20 protein-coding genes are annotated in these 16789 nt (G+C 62.5%); 7 read left to right on the top strand and 13 right to left on the bottom strand.

The genetic code is table 11. The features are described 5' to 3' along the window. Positions 1-236: 236 nt before the first annotated feature. From Q8M42_RS07340 to Q8M42_RS07330, 3 genes are all read right to left on the bottom strand, one after another. Positions 237-1502 (bottom strand): Hsp70 family protein, encoded by a 1266-nt coding sequence (locus tag Q8M42_RS07340; RefSeq protein ID WP_304869407.1) that lies wholly within the window; start codon positions 1500-1502, stop codon positions 237-239. Positions 1503-1642: 140 nt separating this feature from the next. Next, entirely contained in the window at positions 1643-2095 is a 453-nt protein-coding gene (locus tag Q8M42_RS07335; RefSeq protein WP_304869408.1) for a YqaA family protein, read from the bottom strand. Positions 2096-2119: 24 nt separating this feature from the next. Beyond that, positions 2120-2848, bottom strand: a complete 729-nt coding sequence (locus tag Q8M42_RS07330) for a VC0807 family protein (RefSeq protein ID WP_304869534.1) — start codon at positions 2846-2848, stop codon at positions 2120-2122. 337 nt (positions 2849-3185) lie between these two features. Here Q8M42_RS07330 and Q8M42_RS07325 point away from each other — a divergent pair, with 337 nt between their 5' ends. From Q8M42_RS07325 to Q8M42_RS07295, 7 genes are all read left to right on the top strand, one after another. Next, entirely contained in the window at positions 3186-4127 is a 942-nt protein-coding gene (locus Q8M42_RS07325; RefSeq protein ID WP_304869410.1) for a substrate-binding domain-containing protein, read from the top strand. Between the two features lie 105 nt (positions 4128-4232). Next, positions 4233-4994, top strand: a complete 762-nt coding sequence (locus tag Q8M42_RS07320; RefSeq protein WP_304869412.1) for an ABC transporter substrate-binding protein — start codon at positions 4233-4235, stop codon at positions 4992-4994. Positions 4995-5047: 53 nt separating this feature from the next. After that, complete coding sequence (locus Q8M42_RS07315; protein ID WP_304869414.1) at positions 5048-5803, top strand: ABC transporter substrate-binding protein; 756 nt, start codon at positions 5048-5050, stop codon at positions 5801-5803. A gap of 72 nt (positions 5804-5875) precedes the next feature. Further along, on the top strand, positions 5876-6874 hold the full coding sequence (locus Q8M42_RS07310; protein WP_304869416.1) for a type II secretion system F family protein: 999 nt from the start codon (positions 5876-5878) through the stop codon (positions 6872-6874). Between the two features lie 136 nt (positions 6875-7010). Further along, complete coding sequence (locus Q8M42_RS07305) at positions 7011-7874, top strand: oxaloacetate decarboxylase (protein ID WP_304869418.1); 864 nt, start codon at positions 7011-7013, stop codon at positions 7872-7874. A 74-nt stretch (positions 7875-7948) separates the two neighbouring features. Continuing rightward, a complete protein-coding gene (locus Q8M42_RS07300; protein WP_304869420.1) occupies positions 7949-8215 on the top strand; it encodes a DksA/TraR family C4-type zinc finger protein in 267 nt (88 codons plus the stop codon). 86 nt (positions 8216-8301) lie between these two features. Beyond that, a complete protein-coding gene (locus Q8M42_RS07295; RefSeq protein ID WP_304869422.1) occupies positions 8302-8844 on the top strand; it encodes a transposase in 543 nt (180 codons plus the stop codon). A 99-nt stretch (positions 8845-8943) separates the two neighbouring features. Here Q8M42_RS07295 and ureC read toward each other — a convergent pair whose 3' ends face one another. The 10 genes from ureC to urtC form a co-directional block, all read right to left on the bottom strand. After that, positions 8944-10644: an urease subunit alpha gene (gene ureC / locus Q8M42_RS07290; protein WP_304869424.1), complete on the bottom strand. Its 1701-nt coding sequence runs from the start codon at positions 10642-10644 to the stop codon at positions 8944-8946. Between the two features lie 221 nt (positions 10645-10865). Further along, entirely contained in the window at positions 10866-11171 is a 306-nt protein-coding gene (locus Q8M42_RS07285; protein WP_304869426.1) for an urease subunit beta, read from the bottom strand. Next, positions 11168-11698: a GNAT family N-acetyltransferase gene (locus Q8M42_RS07280; protein WP_304869428.1), complete on the bottom strand. Its 531-nt coding sequence runs from the start codon at positions 11696-11698 to the stop codon at positions 11168-11170. Before Q8M42_RS07280 ends, Q8M42_RS07285 begins: the two co-directional genes overlap by 4 nt. Further along, positions 11698-12210, bottom strand: a complete 513-nt coding sequence (locus Q8M42_RS07275) for a GNAT family N-acetyltransferase (RefSeq protein ID WP_304869430.1) — start codon at positions 12208-12210, stop codon at positions 11698-11700. Before Q8M42_RS07275 ends, Q8M42_RS07280 begins: the two co-directional genes overlap by 1 nt. Positions 12211-12365: 155 nt before the next feature. Next, positions 12366-12668: an urease subunit gamma gene (gene ureA, locus Q8M42_RS07270; RefSeq protein WP_304869431.1), complete on the bottom strand. Its 303-nt coding sequence runs from the start codon at positions 12666-12668 to the stop codon at positions 12366-12368. Positions 12669-12671: 3 nt separating this feature from the next. Beyond that, the gene (locus tag Q8M42_RS07265) at positions 12672-13505 is read right to left on the bottom strand and encodes an urease accessory protein UreD (RefSeq protein WP_304869433.1); all 834 of its coding nucleotides are present in this window, start codon (positions 13503-13505) and stop codon (positions 12672-12674) included. Continuing rightward, positions 13502-13918, bottom strand: coding sequence for a hypothetical protein (locus Q8M42_RS07260; protein WP_304869435.1), 417 nt, complete (start codon positions 13916-13918; stop codon positions 13502-13504). The genes Q8M42_RS07265 and Q8M42_RS07260 overlap by 4 nt, the downstream gene beginning before the upstream one ends. Positions 13919-13981: 63 nt before the next feature. Next, positions 13982-14680 carry an urea ABC transporter ATP-binding subunit UrtE gene (urtE, locus tag Q8M42_RS07255; protein WP_304869437.1) on the bottom strand — a complete coding sequence of 233 codons (699 nt, stop codon included), beginning with the start codon at positions 14678-14680 and terminating at the stop codon, positions 13982-13984. 106 nt (positions 14681-14786) lie between these two features. Beyond that, positions 14787-15638 carry an urea ABC transporter ATP-binding protein UrtD gene (gene urtD, locus Q8M42_RS07250; protein WP_304869438.1) on the bottom strand — a complete coding sequence of 284 codons (852 nt, stop codon included), beginning with the start codon at positions 15636-15638 and terminating at the stop codon, positions 14787-14789. Further along, positions 15638-16729: an urea ABC transporter permease subunit UrtC gene (urtC, locus tag Q8M42_RS07245; protein ID WP_304869440.1), complete on the bottom strand. Its 1092-nt coding sequence runs from the start codon at positions 16727-16729 to the stop codon at positions 15638-15640. Before urtC ends, urtD begins: the two co-directional genes overlap by 1 nt. Between the last annotated feature and the right edge of the window lie 60 nt (positions 16730-16789).

Below are 16789 nucleotides of genomic sequence, written 5' to 3'. Positions count from 1 at the left end.
GGCGTTTTTTATGGCGGAGGCAGGGGGCTAATTAGCTGCGTAGGGTGGATGACGCCTTTCTTATCCACCGCCGCTGTAGGCTGGGTTAGTCGCTGTAGCGGCGTAACCCATCGAGCGGTCTGCGGTGTGTTGATAGGTATCGCTTTGCTCAACCCATCCTACGGCTGTGCCGTTGTAGCCCGGATGCAATCCGGGAGCGATTAGACCTTATCCCCGGATTTCATCCGGGCTACAGATCAGCCGTAGCGCTTTTTCGCCTCGATGGCCAGGCCGCTGCCGATGCTGCCGAAGGTGTTGCCTTCCACGTGCTGGGCATTGGGCAGCATCGCCGCGACGCTCTGGCGCAAGGCTGGGATGCCGCTGGAACCGCCGGTAAAGAACACCGTATCGACCTGCTCGACACTGACGCCGGCATCGCTGAGCAACTGGTTGACGCTGGCGCGCACACGCTCCAGTAGCGGTTCGATGGCGTTTTCAAACAGCTCGCGGGTCAGCTCGGCGACCAGGCCGTCTTCCAGGCGGCTAAGGTCGATGGGCCGTGCAGCCTGCTCGGTCAGGGCGATCTTGCTTTCTTCCACCTGCATGGCCAGCCAGTGGCCGTCGCGGCGTTCGATCAGCTGGAACAGCCGATCGATGCCGGTGGGGTCGACGATGTCGTAACGCATGCTCTGCAGCTGGCGTTGCGATTGGGCCGAGTACACCGCGTTGATGGTGTGCCAGGTGGCCAGGTTGAGGTGGGTGCTGGTGGGCATCGGCGCATCGCTCTTCATCCGGCTGCCGTAGCCGAACAGCGGCATCACACCGGCCAGGGAGAGCTGTTTGTCGAAGTCGGTACCGCCGATATGCACGCCGCCGGTGGCGAGAATATCGGTATGCCGATCCGCCACTGTGCGGCGTTCGGGCGCCAGGCGCACCAGGGAGAAGTCCGACGTACCGCCGCCGATATCGACGATCAGCACCAGCTCTTCGCGGCTGATGCCCGACTCGTAGTCAAAGGCTGCGGCAATCGGCTCGTACTGGAACGACACATCCTTGAAGCCGAGCTTATGCGCCACGGCCACCAGGGTGTTCTGCGCTTCCAGATCGGCCACCGGATCATCGTCGACGAAGAACACCGGGCGCCCCAAGACCACTTCCTCGAATGGCCGGCCGGCGTTGTTTTCTGCACGGCTTTTCAGCTCGCCGATAAAAAAGCCGAGCAGGTCTTTAAACGGCAGGGCGCTGCCCAACACCGTGGTTTCGCTTTTCAGCAGCTTGCTACCCAAGAGGCTTTTCAGCGAGCGCATCAGGCGGCCTTCGTAGCCTTCGAGGTATTCCTGTAGGGCCAGGCGGCCATAGACCGGGCGACGTTCTTCGAGGTTGAAGAACACCACTGAGGGCAGGGTGATTTTGCCGTCTTCCAGGGGGATCAGGGTCTCGGCGTCGGGGCGCAGCCAGCCGACGGTGGAGTTGGAGGTGCCGAAGTCGATGCCGCAGGCGCGGGCGGGAGTGGAGAAAGTCATGCGGCGCGCTGTTCCTGAATAAGTACCGGGGTGTTCTGACGTTGCCTGATGGCCAGGGGGATGGCCGTCATGGAGGGCGTGGTCGCAAAAACGGCCGCGCATTCTATGCGAGTCGCCGGGCGAATGCTGCGCTTATTGATCTATGCGGCGACGAACGTTGTCCAGCCCAGGGTCAGTCCTGCGAGCACGGCATAGCGGGCGGTTTTCGCCAGGCTGACGATCAGCAGGAAAATCCATAGGCGTTCGCGCATCACCCCGGCGACCAGGGTCAGCGGGTCGCCGATGATTGGCACCCAGCTCAGCAGCAGGGACCAGCGACCATAGCGCGCGTAGCCGCGCTGCGCCTGCTGCAGGCGCGCGTCGCTGACCGGGAACCAGGATTTATGGCGAAAGTGTTCGAGGTAACGGCCGAGCAGCCAGTTGAGCAGCGCACCGAGGATATTGCCGACACTGGCCACCGCCAGCAGCGCCCAGGACGAATAGGCGCCGCTGAGCAGCAGCGCCACCAGCACGCTTTCCGATTGCAGTGGCAGCAGGGTGGCGGCGCCCAAAGCCGAAAAAAACAGGCCCAGGTAGACGGAGAGCGTCAGCATTCGTGGCGCGCCAGGCAGCGTCGCCTAGGGCTGCTTGTCCTGCTCGGCATTGGCCATCACGTCTTCCAGCTTGAGGCCGGTGAGGCCGTGGATGGTGCGCCACAGGTAATAGAAGATGGCCATCAGCATGATCATCGACGGGATCGCGATCATCGGGTAGCTGAGCAGGTTCATCCGCCCCAGCTCTTCGTTGAAGGCTTCGCTGCCGGCCGGGCTGATGACAATCCATTTGGCCAGCACGTAGTTCATCGCCGAGGAGAAGAAGAAGGTGCCACTCAGCCAGTAGGTGGCGCGGAGCAGGCGTGCTTCGAACCGCTCGGTGTTGCCGGCCTGTTCCAGACGTTCATGGATCTTGTCGACGTTGAGCACGGTCTTGTTGAACAGCATGGTGCGGATCAGCGGGAAGCGGGTGCGGGTCGATACCAGCACAGCGATGCCGATGATGCCGGGGATCGCCGCTTCCTTGATCGCCAGCCACTGGTTATCCAGTTTGAGCAGGCCGATGCCGCCGGTAAGCAGCACGCTGATCAGGCCGAGCAGGGCGATAAAGTTGAATTTGCGGTACTTGAGCAGCTCGAAACTGCCCCAGCCCAGCGGGAAGGCCAGCGCCAGCATCAGCGCACCGTCGGCACCCAGGCGGCTCTCGCCACTGAGTTTCATCAGAATCAGGGAGGGAATCAGGATACTGACCAGCAAATCGATCAGCGGGCGGGGTTTGTGCGTGGCCTGAGTGCTTTGCGTGGTATCGGTCATGTCATTCAAGGTGCAGGAAAGAGACGCGATCATCGCCTGCCTGAGCGGCGGCTACCAGCCCAGCCGTCGCTTGGAGTGTGAAAAATAATTACCCGGAGTGATTTTTAACGGTGCGCCGTAACAGTTCGGCGGATGGCGCTCAGTAAGGATTGTTCATAAAAGCAGTAGCGGATGCGGGTGTTGTTATTTTGACCCACGGTTTTCTGGCAGGTGACCGCTAATCCTGCGCCCGGCGAGGCTAATAGCCTGATGCTAAAGTGATATTGAAACTCTACGGTGACGCCTGCGTCCTGTTCTATGTGTTGCCGGATGCGGCCACGTTTTGGGAGTGATGCTGATGCACCGCCGATGCCAATCGAACTATGTGCTGCTAGTCGTTGTGTTGACCAGTTGGGCCGCTCAAGCCCTGGCAAAGGACTGTGTCGGCGTGGTGGCAGCCGGGGCTACGCCCTTCTGGGGGCAGGTGGAGGTTGGTGCGCGGCAGGCTGCCAAAGAATACGGCCTGGACATGCATTTTCGCGGGCCCAGCCGCGAGGGGCGCGTGGAAACCCAGCTGCAGATGATCAACTGGGTGCTGGAGCATGGCTGTAAGGCGCTGGTTATCGCTCCCAGCGGCTTGGAAATTGTGCCGCGTGTGCAGCAATTGGCGGCCCATGGCATCAATACCGTGTATTTCGACCGTGACTTGCCCGGTAGTGCAGTGCGCGGTGTGGTCGCCACCGATAACTTCCGCGCCGGTGTGCAGGCCGGTCAGGCCTTGGCTGCGGCGCTCGGCGGGCAGGGCCAGGTGGCGCTGTTGCGCTTGAAAACCGGCGTGCCCTCAACCAGCGAGCGCGAGCGAGGCTTTCGCCAGGGCGCGGAACAGGGTGGTCTGAGTATTCTGGTGGATACCTATATCGGCGACGACAGCCAGGTCGCGGTGGAGGCGTTGCGTGAGCAGTTGCCGCAGCTGGCGGGCGTGTTCACGCCCAACAGCACCAGTTCACGCGCCGCACTGGCGGCCCTGCGGCGGCTCGGTAAGGCCGGGGCGTTACTGCATATCGGCTTCGATGCTGATCCGTTGTTGCTTGAAGCGCTGAGCAAGGGCGAGATTCACAGCCTGATGATTCAGCAAGCCCACGCTATTGGCTATCAGGCCGTGCAACTGGCCGCGCAAAGCCTGCGTGGCGAGCTAGCGGCGCAACCGGTGAATATCGCGCTGCAGGTGCAGCAGGTAAGTCGCGAAAACCTGGCGCAATGGCAGCGGGCGCGGGAGGTGGAGCTGACGGCCAATCCATAGCCCCTCGCGCTGATTTGCCGCAGAGCTGTGCTGGTTGCTGAATCAATGGCTGTTTATCATTCTGCGTTTCGGCCCATTGTTCGTATGTTTTGTAGGTATTGCCCAATGCGGTTGAAGTTCTGGTTGGTTGTGTTGTTGCTTGGCTGCTGTACATCGGCGCCGGCGGCCGAGCTGCACCTGTATACCGAGGAATACCGGCCGCTGAGCTATACCGAGGACGGCAAGCTGACCGGCATGGCCGTGGAAGTGGTCGAGTTGCTGATTCAGCGTACCGGGCAGGAAACCCGCATCGAGCTGGTGCCCTGGACCCGCGGTTACCATCAGGTACAGCGTGAGGCCAACAGCGGCTTGTTCTCCACGGTGCGTACCGCCCGGCGCGAGGCGCTGTTCCAGTGGGTCGGGCCGATTGCCCGCGGGCATACCAGCTTCTATGCGCGGCGCGGCGCCGGGCTGAATGTGCGTACGCTCAACGATGTAGAGCGCTTCACCACCTTGGCTGTGCCCAAGCAGTGGTACTCCTATGAATACCTCAGCGACCGTGGCCTGAAAAACCTCTACGGCGTACCGACACCCCAACACATGATGAAGATGTTCAAGCACGGTCGTATCGAGCTGCTGCTGGCCAACAACCTGGCCCTGGACGACATGCTTGCGCAGCAAGGCATGCGCCGTGATGAGGTGGAGTTGCAGTTCACCCTGATGGGTAACAACTCCTATATCGCCTTCTCGAACAACACCGACCCGGCTCTGGTGCGGCAATGGCAGCTGGCCCTTGATGAGTTGCTGCGTGACGGTAGCCTGGAGCGCATTCACCAGCGCTGGTTTGCCCAGCCGTTCAGCATGCCAGCCACCCCTTCCTTGCCATAACGCGACTGGCCCGGCTCTGAGCTAGTCTGAAGCCAGTGCTGGGAGAACTCACTTTGCTCAAACGATGCTGCGCGCTGCTGCTCTTGCTGCTGGCCTGTCTGGCCGGGGCGGCGTTTGCTGAATTGCATTTGCTCACCGAGGAAGCACCGCCGACCAGCTTTAGCCGTGATGGCGAGCTGCAGGGCCTGGCCGTAGAGGTGGTGCGCGCGCTGATTGAGCGCACCGGCGACCCCGGCAAGATCGAGCTGTTGCCCTGGACACGCGGCTATCACCTGGCTCAGCACGAGCCGAATACGGCGATCTTCTCCACCGTGCGTACGCCGGAGCGTGAAGCGAAGTTTCAGTGGGTCGGCCCGCTGCTGATCGGCACCACCAGCTTCTACTCGCTGAAATCACGTCACCTGCGTTTCGACAATCTGCAGCAGGCCGCCGAGAGCGGGCCGCTGGCCGTGCCGAAACAGTGGTACACCTTTGAAACCCTGAGCGCGCGCGGCTTCAACAATCTCTACGGGGTCACCAGTGCGAAGAATATGGTGACCATGCTCAAGCACGGGCGGGTGCAATTGATTGCCACGGAAGACCTGACCCTCAAGGATGAACTGGCCAGCGGCGGTTTGCGCCCGGAGCAGGTGCAGGCGCACCTGCCCTTTATGCGCTCGGCCTACTACATCGCCTTTTCCCCGCAGACCGATAAGGCGTTGGTTGAGCGCTGGCGGCGCGCCCTCGACGCCATGCATGAGGACGGCAGCTTCGCGCAGATATTCCGCCGCTGGCTGCCGCATGCCGAGTTGCCGACGGCCACTGAATAGCCCGCTGCTCTGCGTCGCGCGGCCTGCTAACCTGGCGGCTGTTGTGTCGTTCCCATCTCGCTGAGCCTGCCTATGCCCACCTCACGTCCTGCCCTGCTTGATCTTGCTGCGCGCGCACAATTGTTTGGCCATCTGGCGGCCATGGAGAAAGCCGGTGTGCCGGTCGAGCGGGCGCTGCTCAGCCTGCAAGTGCCAGTGCGCGCCAAGGCTGCGCTGGCCAGCTTGCAAACACAGATAGCCGGCGGTAGCGATATGGCCAGTGCCGGGCTGCGCAGTGGTTTGTTTACCCCACTGGACAGCACCCTGCTGCGCGCCGCTCAGGCCAGCGGCTGCCTGGCGGCGATCTACCAGCGCCTGGCCGAGCGTTATAACCACCGGGCGCAACAGGCTGCTGCAGTCAAATCACGCCTGCTGATGCCGGCGGCGGTGTTAGTGCTGGCGCTGTTTATCCAGCCGCTGCCGACGTTGGTCGGCGGCCAGCTGAGCATCGCCGGTTATCTGTGGGGCGTGCTCTGGCCGTTGCTGGTGCTGGGGGCGCTCTATGGTCTGGGGCGTGGGCTTTATCGGCGCGGCGAGCACGCGCCCGCTGGTGCGGCTTCGCCCCTTGATGGCCTGTTGGCGAGTGTGCCGATCCTCGGCCCAGCGCTGCTGCGGCGTAATCTGCGTGATTTTTTCGACAGTCTGGGGCTGATGCTGGAGGCCGGCATGCCTATGCTTGAGGCCTTGCCCAAGGCCTGCGCGGTTATCAGCCATGCGCCGCTGCGCAAGCGCTTCAGCAGCCTGCAGATAGCTATTCAGCGCGGCCAGGGCCTGGCCCAGGCGTTGGCCAGTCTGGACTTTCCCGGCCAGGGGCTGGCCCTTGGCCTGATTCGTACGGGGGAGGCCAGCGGTACCTTGCCGGCCAGCCTGCTCAACTACGCTGGGGTGGAAACCCAGAAGCTGGATAGCCTGACCGAACAGCTGGCCACCTGGCTGCCACGCTTGCTGTATGCCGGCGTGATGCTGTGGATGGCCTATGGGCTGCTCACCGGCGCCGGCTTTGGCCCACGTTTACCGGCGGACTTGGGTTAGTGCGCTGGATGGCTGGGTAGACTGAAAGGCGGGTGCAAGGTTGTTGGTCGACTATGTAGTTTTACTACATGACGGGTTTTGTAGTTTTGCTACATAATCCCTCGCTCAGAATCGACTATGAACGATGGTGCACCCTATGCAAAGAGCCTCGCATCACGACCTTCGCGCACAATTTCGTGCGCTTCTTGCTTCGAATAGCTGCTATCACACGGCTTCCGTGTTCGATCCCATGGCCGCGCGAATTGCCGCTGACCTGGGTTTTGAAGTCGGGATTCTGGGTGGTTCTGTAGCTTCACTACAAGTTCTGGCCGCGCCGGATTTTGCCCTGATCACCCTTAGCGAGTTTGTTGAGCAGGCCACGCGGATTGGCCGGGTCAGCCGTCTGCCGGTAATCGCCGATGCCGACCACGGCTACGGCAATGCGCTCAACGTAATGCGCACCGTGGTCGAGCTGGAGCGCGCCGGGATTGCTGCGCTGACCATCGAGGACACCCTGCTGCCCGCGCAATTCGGGCGTAAATCCACCGACCTGATCAGCGTTGACGAAGGTGTCGGCAAAATCCGTGCGGCCCTGGAAGCTCGGGTTGACCCGGACCTGGCGATCATCGCCCGCACCCATGCCGGCGTGCTGGATGTCAGCGAGGTGATTCGCCGTACCCAGGCCTATCAGGCGGCCGGTGCCGATGCGATCTGCCTGGTCGGGGTCGAGGATTTTGCTCACCTGGAGCAGATCGCCGCCGCCCTGAATATCCCGCTGATGCTGGTCACCTACGGTAACCCCAAACTGCGCGACAATGCGCGCCTGGCCAGCCTGGGCGTGCGCATCGTGGTCAACGGCCATGCCGCCTATTTCGCGGCGATCAAGGCCACCTACGACTGCCTGCGCGAACAGCGCGGCGTCGATGCCTGCGACCTTAGCGCCACCGAACTGACCCACACCTACACCCAGCCCGAGGACTATATCGTTTGGGCGCGTGAGTTTATGGAGGTCAAGGAGTAGGGCGACCGCGTGCGCTTGAGATTCGCCCGCAGACGGCGCATATCTAGAGGCATACACAGCGGAGGGCAATTGCGATGGCCGGTGGTTGGGCGAATGACGGCGCGGTACAGGAGCAGATCGACAGCAGCATCGAGGACGCTATCCAGCGCGCCCGCAGCCAGCTGCCGAGCGGCGAAAGCCTGAGCCACTGCGAGGCATGCGCCGCCGCCATTCCCGAGGCGCGGCGTCAGGCCATCCCCGGCGTGCACCTGTGCGTGGCCTGCCAGACCGAGCACGACAAGGAGCAGGCTAAATTCAGCGGCTATAACCGCCGGGGCAGTAAGGACAGTCAGCTGCGCTAGTCTTGATGGCGGGCCGCACCGGCCGGCGAATGATCGTAGGGCGGGTGCAACCCGCCAAGATGCGATATCGCAACAAGGATGTTGTCATGCCCGATTACCGCCGCGCCGCCGTTCCTGGTGGCACCTATTTCTTTACGCTCGTCACTGAGCGGCGCCAGCCGATTCTTACCCGTCCCGATATCCGCCAGGCTTTACGCGAGTCGATCGAGACGGTTCGCCTGACCCAGCCCTTTGCCATCGATGCCTGGGTATTGTTGCCCGATCACTTGCATGCCATCTGGCGCCTGCCGCCTGGAGATGCGGATTTTTCCAATCGCTGGCGGCTGATCAAGCGACACGTTACTCATGCCTGTCGCGACTACAACCGCATCGACCTGATGAGCGAGCGACGCCAGGCAAAAGGCCATGGCACGCTCTGGCAGCAACGATTCTGGGAACACCTGATTCGTGACGAGCAAGACTATGCCCGGCACTTCGATTACCTGCATGGCAATCCACTGAAACATGGGTTGGTTTCACGTGTACAGGATTGGCCCTGGTCATCGTTTCATCGCTGGGTGAGGCAGGGCGTCTATCCCAACGATTGGGGCGGGGACACAAGCGTCAATGGTCTGGGGGGCGGAGAATGAATTGGCGGGTTGCACCCGCCCTACAAGTTTGTGCTGGCGGGGCAATCACCTATCCCGTAGGGCGGGTGAAACCCGCCATTGTCGTCTCAGCCGGGGATGTCAGAACAGGAAATAGCGCTGCGCCATCGGCAGCACATCGGCCGGCTCGCACCAGAGCAGCTGGCCATCGGCCTTGACCTGATAGTTCTGCGCGTCCACTTCGATAGTTGGCAGGTAATCGTTGTGGATCAGGTCGGTTTTCTGCACCTCGCGGCAGCCTTTGACCACGCCAATTTTCTTCTTCAACCCCAACTGCTCAGGTACGCCTGCATCAAACGCCGCCTGGCTGATAAAGGTGAAACTGGTGGCGTGACGGCTGCCGCCATAGCTGGCGAACATCGGCCGGTAGTGCACAGGCTGTGGCGTTGGGATCGAGGCGTTGGCGTCGCCCATCAGACTGGCGGCAATCGCGCCGCCCTTGAGGATCAGCGTCGGTTTCACGCCAAAGAACGCTGGTCGCCAGAGCACCAGGTCGGCCCACTTACCCACTTCGATGGAACCCACTTCATGGCTGATGCCGTGGGTGATCGCCGGGTTGATGGTGTACTTGGCGATATAGCGCTTAACCCGGAAGTTACTGTTGCCCGGGCCGTCGCCGTCCAGCGGGCCGCGCTGCTTGTGCATCTTGTCGGCGGTCTGCCAGGTGCGGGTGATCACTTCGCCAACGCGGCCCATGGCCTGGCTGTCGGAGCTGATCATCGAGAACGCGCCGAGGTCATGCAGAATATCTTCGGCGGCAATCGTCTCGCGGCGAATACGGCTTTCGGCAAAGGCCACGTCTTCGGCGATGCTCGGGTCGAGGTGGTGGCAGACCATCAGCATGTCCAGGTGTTCGTCGATGGTGTTGCGGGTAAAAGGCCGGGTCGGGTTGGTCGAACTTGGCAGCACATTGGGGAAGCCACAGGCCTTGATGATATCCGGCGCGTGGCCGCCGCCAGCACCTTCGGTGTGATAGGTGTGGATGGTGCGGCCCTTGAACGCGGCCAGGGTGGTTTCGACAAAACCAGACTCGTTGAGCGTGTCCGTATGAATCGCCACCTGCACATCAAACTGGTCGGCGACGCTCAGGCAGTTGTCGATGGCCGCCGGGGTGGTGCCCCAATCCTCGTGCAGCTTGAGGCCGATGGCGCCGGCTTTCACCTGCTCGATCAACGGCTCTGGCAGCGAAGCGTTACCTTTGCCGGTAAAGCCCAGGTTCATCGGGAAGGCATCGGCGGCCTGCAGCATGCGCGCCATATGCCAAGGGCCGGAGGTGCAGGTGGTGGCGTTGGTGCCGGTGGCCGGTCCCGTGCCGCCGCCGATCATGGTGGTGACGCCGCTCATAAGCGCTTCTTCGATCTGCTGCGGGCAGATAAAGTGAATGTGGCTGTCGATGCCGCCGGCGGTGAGGATCATGCCTTCACCGGCGATCACCTCGGTGCCGGCGCCGATGGCGATGGTCACATCGGGCTGGATATCCGGGTTGCCGGCCTTGCCGATGGCGGCGATGCGGCCGTCCTTGAGACCCACATCAGCCTTGACGATGCCCCAATGGTCGATGATCAGTGCGTTGGTAATCAGCGTGTCGACCACGTCTGCCGCGCAGAGCTGACCCTGACCCATGCCGTCACGGATGACCTTGCCACCGCCAAATTTCACTTCTTCGCCGTAGGTGGTGAAGTCTTTTTCCACTTCAATCCACAGCTCGGTATCGGCCAGGCGCACCTTGTCGCCGACGGTGGGGCCGAACATATCGGCATAGGCTTGGCGGGATATTTTCATGGGTTCGCCTTTAGATTCAATTGGGTTTGCAACCGTTCGCTGCGCTCACTATCGCGGGCAAGCCCGCTCCTACAGGGGAATGCGATCACATGTAGGCGCGGCGATCCGACGTGTGCGCGGTAAGGTCAAGGATGGGTTAGGCGCGTAGCGACCTAACCCATCGGGGGTAGTGGGCGATGGGTATCGCTGCGCTCCACCCATCCTACAAATGCACGGTGAGCTCAGAGGTCGCCCATCACCCGTCCGGCAAAGCCGAACACGCGGCGATGACCGGCCAGGTCCACCAGTTCCACTTCGCGGCTCTGCCCGGGTTCGAAGCGCACCGCAGTGCCGGCCGGAATATTCAGGCGCATACCGCGCGCAGCGCTGCGGTCAAAGGTCAGCGCGTCATTGGTCTCGAAGAAGTGGTAGTGCGAGCCGACCTGGATGGGCCGGTCGCCGCTATTGGCTACGCTCAGGCTGAGGGTGCGACGGCCGGCATTGAGTTCGATGTCGCCGTCCTGGATCTGGTATTCGCCGGGAATCATGGCTGTGGCCTCGACAAGGTTTTGTAATAGATGGCGTTTGCGCGGTACTGGCCGTCAGGGCCGCAGGCGTAGTCAGGCAGCCCGCCGATGCAGGTGTAGCCTTGGGCTTGGTAGAAGGCTTCGGCGTCGCTGCCGGCTTCGGTGTCTAGGTACAGCAAGCCGCGTTGCAGCTCGGCTGCTTCGCCTTCCAGGCGCTGCATCAGGCTGTTGGCGATGCCACGGCGGCGGGCGTTGCTGTGTACCAGGAGCTTCTGCACTTCGGCGCGGTTGAGGCCGTTAGGTTTCTGGCACAGCACCAGTTGCACGCTGCCCAGCACCTGGCCCTGCTCACAGGCCAGCCAGAGCAGGTGAGTGCCGTCATGTATGCCTGCCAGGACCTGGTTGAAATAGACATTGGCCGCGTCAGCATCGAGATCGGCGAGAAAACCCACCGAGGCGCCATGCGCCACGCAGTCGAGCAGCAGAGCCTGCAGGCCCTGGCGATACGGCTCAAAGTCAGCCGCGTTGAGACGCGCGATGCTCGGCATCAAGGCGCACTCCTTTCGGGGCTCAGCATCAGCTGCATAAAGGTCAGATCCAGCCAGCGACCGAACTTGCGGCCGACCTGGGACATTTGCCCGGTAATGCTGAAACCGAAGCGCTGGTGCAGGCCGATGGAGGCGAGGTTGCCGCTCTCGATGGCGGCGACCATGACGTGTTTGCCGCCGACCTTGCCGCGCTCGATCAGTGCGCCGAGCAGCAGCACGCCGAGGCCACGACCGCGCTGGTCGGCGCGCACGTACAGGGAGTTTTCCACGGTGTTGCAGAAGCCGTCGAAGGGCCGCCAGTCGCCGTAGGCGGCGTAGCCGAGCACGCTATCGTCGGCGTCTACCGCCACCAGCACCGGGTAGCCTTGCTGGCGGCGTGCGGCCAACCAGGCTTGGCGGTTGGCCAGGTCGACGATGGCGTCCATCCAGATCGCCGTAGTGTTGAGCACGGCGTCATTGAAGATGGCGCGGATGGCTTCCAGGTCGTCGTCGCGGGCATCGCGAATAATCATTCTTCGTGTCTCCAGGAAGTCGTCCAAGGCCGTAGCGAGCGCAGCTCAGGCAAGGCGCAAGTCGGAGAGGATGCGGAGTTGACGTCTGTCAATGAGCAATCCGAGACGACTTGCAACGCAGCATGGGCAAGCGCAGTAGGCATTGGGCGATTTCCTCAGGCAATCGGCTGATGGACGGTCACCAGCTTGGTACCGTCGGGGAAGGTGGCCTCGACCTGAATCTCCGGGATCATTTCCGGTATGCCTTCCATTACCTGCTTGCGGGTTAGCAGGGTGGTGCCGAAGTGCATCAGCTCGGCCACGGTCTTGCCGTCGCGGGCGCCTTCGAGCAGGGCGGCGGAGATATAGGCCATGGCTTCCGGGTAGTTGAGTTTCACCCCACGGGCCAGGCGGCGTTCGGCCACCAGGCCGGCGGTGAAGATCAGCAGTTTGTCTTTTTCGCGGGGCGTCAGGTCCATCAGTCAGGTGCTCCAGATTCGTGGGGGCACGGCAGCGCGCCCAAGCAGTTCAGGGCGCAATAAGCGCCAAAGTTCGATCAGCCAGGCGCGGGCGTGTAGCGCCTCGCTGGCCAGGCAGCGGGCCACCAGCAGGCCGGGTAATTGAGTCAGGTCACCGCGCACGGGTGTGCTCAGGTTGCGGCAGTGTTCCAGCAGGTCGCTGTCGATTTCGCCGCTGATCAGCAGGGTGGCGAACACCGGTTTGCCGTTCAGGCCGATGGGCGAATCGAGCAGGCCATCGTCGCCGGCCACGCGCTGGCGTTCATGCCAGAGCAGTTGGCCATCGCGGCGGATATTCAGCTGCGCTTGAAAGTGCCCGCTATCGAAGCGTTCGCCACTGGCCGGGCGGCCGAGGGCGACGATGTCCCAATACAGCAGCTTGGCGTCACCCGCTAAGTCGATCTCGGTGGTGATCTCCGCTTGGGCGCCGGCGTAGACGATGGTTTCCTGCGGCAGCCATTCCAGGGTGGCACCGGCTTCGACACGTAGCCGGAGGTGCTGGTAGGCCGGGCCGGCGGCACGGTACCACTTGGCTGCGCCGGGGCTAGTCAATTGGGCCCAGGCGTTGGCGCCGACCGTGGCGGAAATATCCAGGCGATCACCGCCGGCAATTCCGCCGGGCGGATGCACGATGATGTGCTGACACACCTCGGGCCCTTCTGCATACAGATGTTTTTGCACCCGCAACGGACCTTTATGCCGGCGCATAGTGGGCCGGGTAGCGTCGCCGTCGCGGCCATAGCCTAGCTCCAGCTCGGCCTGCCAGCTGGGGGTAAAGACGGCGGCGGGGGCGTTCATGCGCTGACCCGGTTACGCCGTTGGCGCCAGGCTTGCACTGCGGAATAAACACTTAGCAGAACGAGGCCCAGGCTGACCGCCAGCCACCATTGCAGGTGCAGGCCGTAGTAGGGCGGGGCATGCAGCGCACCTTGCAGCCAGAACAACGCCAGGCCCAGGGCCAGCAGGCAGGCGCACAGGGCGCGGCCCCAGGAACGGCAATAGGAGCGCGGACGCAGCATCGCCAGCAGCATGCTGCATTCGGCCAGGACGATGGCGCAGAAGATCAGCACCGGCTTGAGTGGATAGGCCGCTTCGCTGCCAACCGGCATGGCGCGCAGCATCCAGTAATCCGGCAGGCTGCCAGCCCAGATCACCAATGCCATGCCGGCCAGTGCGGTCAGCGGGAGCAGGAGCGTGCGCAAGGGTGGCATGGGGGCCTCGAATCCATGGTCGAAAGCCTGATTATGCGCAATGTGCAGTGCCAGCGTCGCCATTCAGATTGCCACCAGTCCGCGCACGCCATCGGCTTCCATGGTTTCGCCACGGCCCTGCTGGACGATTTCGCCACGGCTCATCACCAGGTACTGGTCGGCCAGCTCGGCGGCAAAGTCATAGAACTGCTCGACCAGCAGGATGGCCATATCGCCGCGCTCGGCGAGCTTTTTGATCACCACGCCGATCTCCTTGATCACCGAGGGCTGGATGCCTTCGGTGGGTTCGTCGAGTATCAGCAGGCGCGGCTTGCTCGCCAGTGCGCGGCCGATGGCCAGCTGTTGCTGCTGGCCGCCGGACAGGTCGCCGCCGCGGCGCAGCTTCATTTCGCGCAGCACCGGGAACAGCTCGTAGATAAATTCCGGCACCACCTTGGCCTCGTTACCGGGGAAGCGTGACAGGCCCATCAGCAGGTTTTCTTCCACGGTCAGGCGGCCAAAGATTTCCCGGCCCTGGGGCACGTAGGCGATACCGGCGTGCACGCGCTGGTGCGGTTTGAAACCGGTGATGGGCTGGCCTTCCCACTGCACGGCGCCTTCTTTGGCCGGGATCAGGCCCATCAGGCATTTCAACAGGGTGGTTTTACCCACGCCGTTTCTGCCGAGCAGGCAGGTGACTTCGCCGACCTTCACGTCGAACGACAGGCCACGCAGGATATGGCTGCCGCCGTAGTACTGATGCAGTTGCTCAACTTGCAGCATGGTTGTGTCCTTGTAGGGTGGATCGGGGCGCGTAGCTCGCGTTTTACCGATCCACCGTGCGATGTCATTGGTGGATGAAAACGGCGTCATCCACCCTACGAATCCCTTACCGACCGAGATAAACCTCAATCACCCGCTCATCGGCCTGCACCTGCTCCAATGAGCCTTCGGCCAGCACGCTGCCTTGGTGCAGCACGGTGACGTGGTCGGCAATGCTGCCGACAAAGCCCATATCGTGCTCCACCACCATCAGCGAGTGTTTGCGCGCCAGCGACTTGAACAGCTCGGCGGTGAACTCGGTTTCGGCGTCGGTCATACCCGCCACCGGCTCATCGAGCAGCAGCAGTTGTGGGTCTTGCACCAGCAGCATGCCGATCTCCAGAAACTGTTTCTGCCCGTGCGAGAGCAACCCAGCCGGGCGTGAGCGCGAGGCATCGAGCTTGATCGTCTGCAGCACTTCGTCGATGCGGTCACGCTGCTCGCCGCTGAGTTTGGCGCGCAGGCTGGCCCACACCGACTTGTTGGTTTTCTGCGCCAGTTCGAGGTTCTCGAACACGCTCAGCGCCTCGAACACCGTCGGCTTCTGGAACTTGCGACCGATACCGGACTGAGCAATTTCCACTTCGCTCATCTGGGTCAGGTCGAGGGTTTCACCGAAGTAGGCGACGCCGTTGTCCGGTCGGGTTTTGCCGGTGATCACGTCCATCATGGTGGTCTTGCCTGCACCGTTGGGGCCGATGATGCAACGCAGCTCACCGACGCCGATATACAGCGTCAGGTTGGTCAGCGCCTTGAAGCCATCGAAGCTGACGTTGATGTCTTCCAGCGTCAGGATGGTGCCATGGCGGATGTTCAGGCCCTTGGTTGCCGCCGCACTGGCACCAATCGGGTCGCGGCCGCTGCCGGCCGGGTCAAAGGCAGGTTCGAGCATAAATTCGGGTACCGGAGTGGCGCGCATCATTGCTCTCCTTTCTTGCGTAACAAGCCGATCACGCCTTTGGGCAGAAACAGCGTCACGACGATAAACAGAAAGCCCAGGGCGAACAGCCAATACTCGGGAAAGGCCACGGTGAACCAGCTCTTCATGCCGTTGACCAGGCCTGCACCGAGCAGCGGGCCGATCAGCGTGCCGCGCCCGCCGAGGGCGACCCACACGGCCGCCTCGATGGAGTTGGTCGGCGACATTTCGCTGGGATTGATGATGCCCACCTGCGGCACATACAGCGCACCGGCCAGGCCGCAGAGCACGGCGCTGAGTACCCAGATAAACAGCTTGTAGCCGCGTGGGTCGTAGCCGCAGAACATCAGGCGGTTTTCTGCATCACGCAGGGCAGTCAGCACCCGGCCGAACTTGCTGCGCGCAAGCCGCCAGCCCAGGTACAGGCTGGCCACCAGCAGCACTACGGTGGCAAAGAACAGCGTCGCGCGGGTGTGCGCCGAGGTGATATCGAAACCGAGAATGGTGCGGAAGTTGGTAAAGCCGTTGTTACCGCCAAAACCGGTTTCGTTGCGGAAGAACAAGAGCATGCCGGCGAAGGTCAGCGCCTGGGTCATGATCGAGAAATACACGCCCTTGATCCGCGAGCGGAAGGCGAAGAAACCGAACACCAGGGCCAGCAAGCCAGGCGCCAACACCACCAGGCACAGCGCCCAGAGGAAGTTGCTGGTGCCGTACCAGTACCAGGGCAGCTCGGTCCAAGCGAGGAAGCTCATAAAGGCCGGCAGGCCGTCGCCGGCCGCTTCGCGCATCAGGTACATGCCCATGGCGTAACCACCGAGGGCGAAGAACAGGCCGTGGCCGAGCGACAGCAGGCCGGCGTAACCCCAGACCAGATCGAGCGCCAGGGCAACGATGCAGTAGCAGAGGATCTTGCCGACCAGGGTCAGGGTATAGGCCGAGACGTGCAGGGCGTTGTCCGCTGGTAGCAGGTGCAGCACGGGCATGGCCACGAGCACGGCCAGTACCAGCAGGCCGATGGTAATCGACACTTGCGGGCCAAGCTTGGCGCTGGCGCGCGCCAATAGCGTTTGGTTGAGTGGCATGGTCATCAGTTGATCACCCATCCTGTCGCGGCAAATGATTGTTGGTTTGGGCTGAGTTCGTCAGCC

The organism is Pseudomonas sp., assembly GCF_030684895.1.
GTDB lineage: Bacteria > Pseudomonadota > Gammaproteobacteria > Pseudomonadales > Pseudomonadaceae > Aquipseudomonas.
Note: the sequence above shows the minus strand (reverse complement) of the source record. Positions and strands in the feature narration are given on the sequence as shown.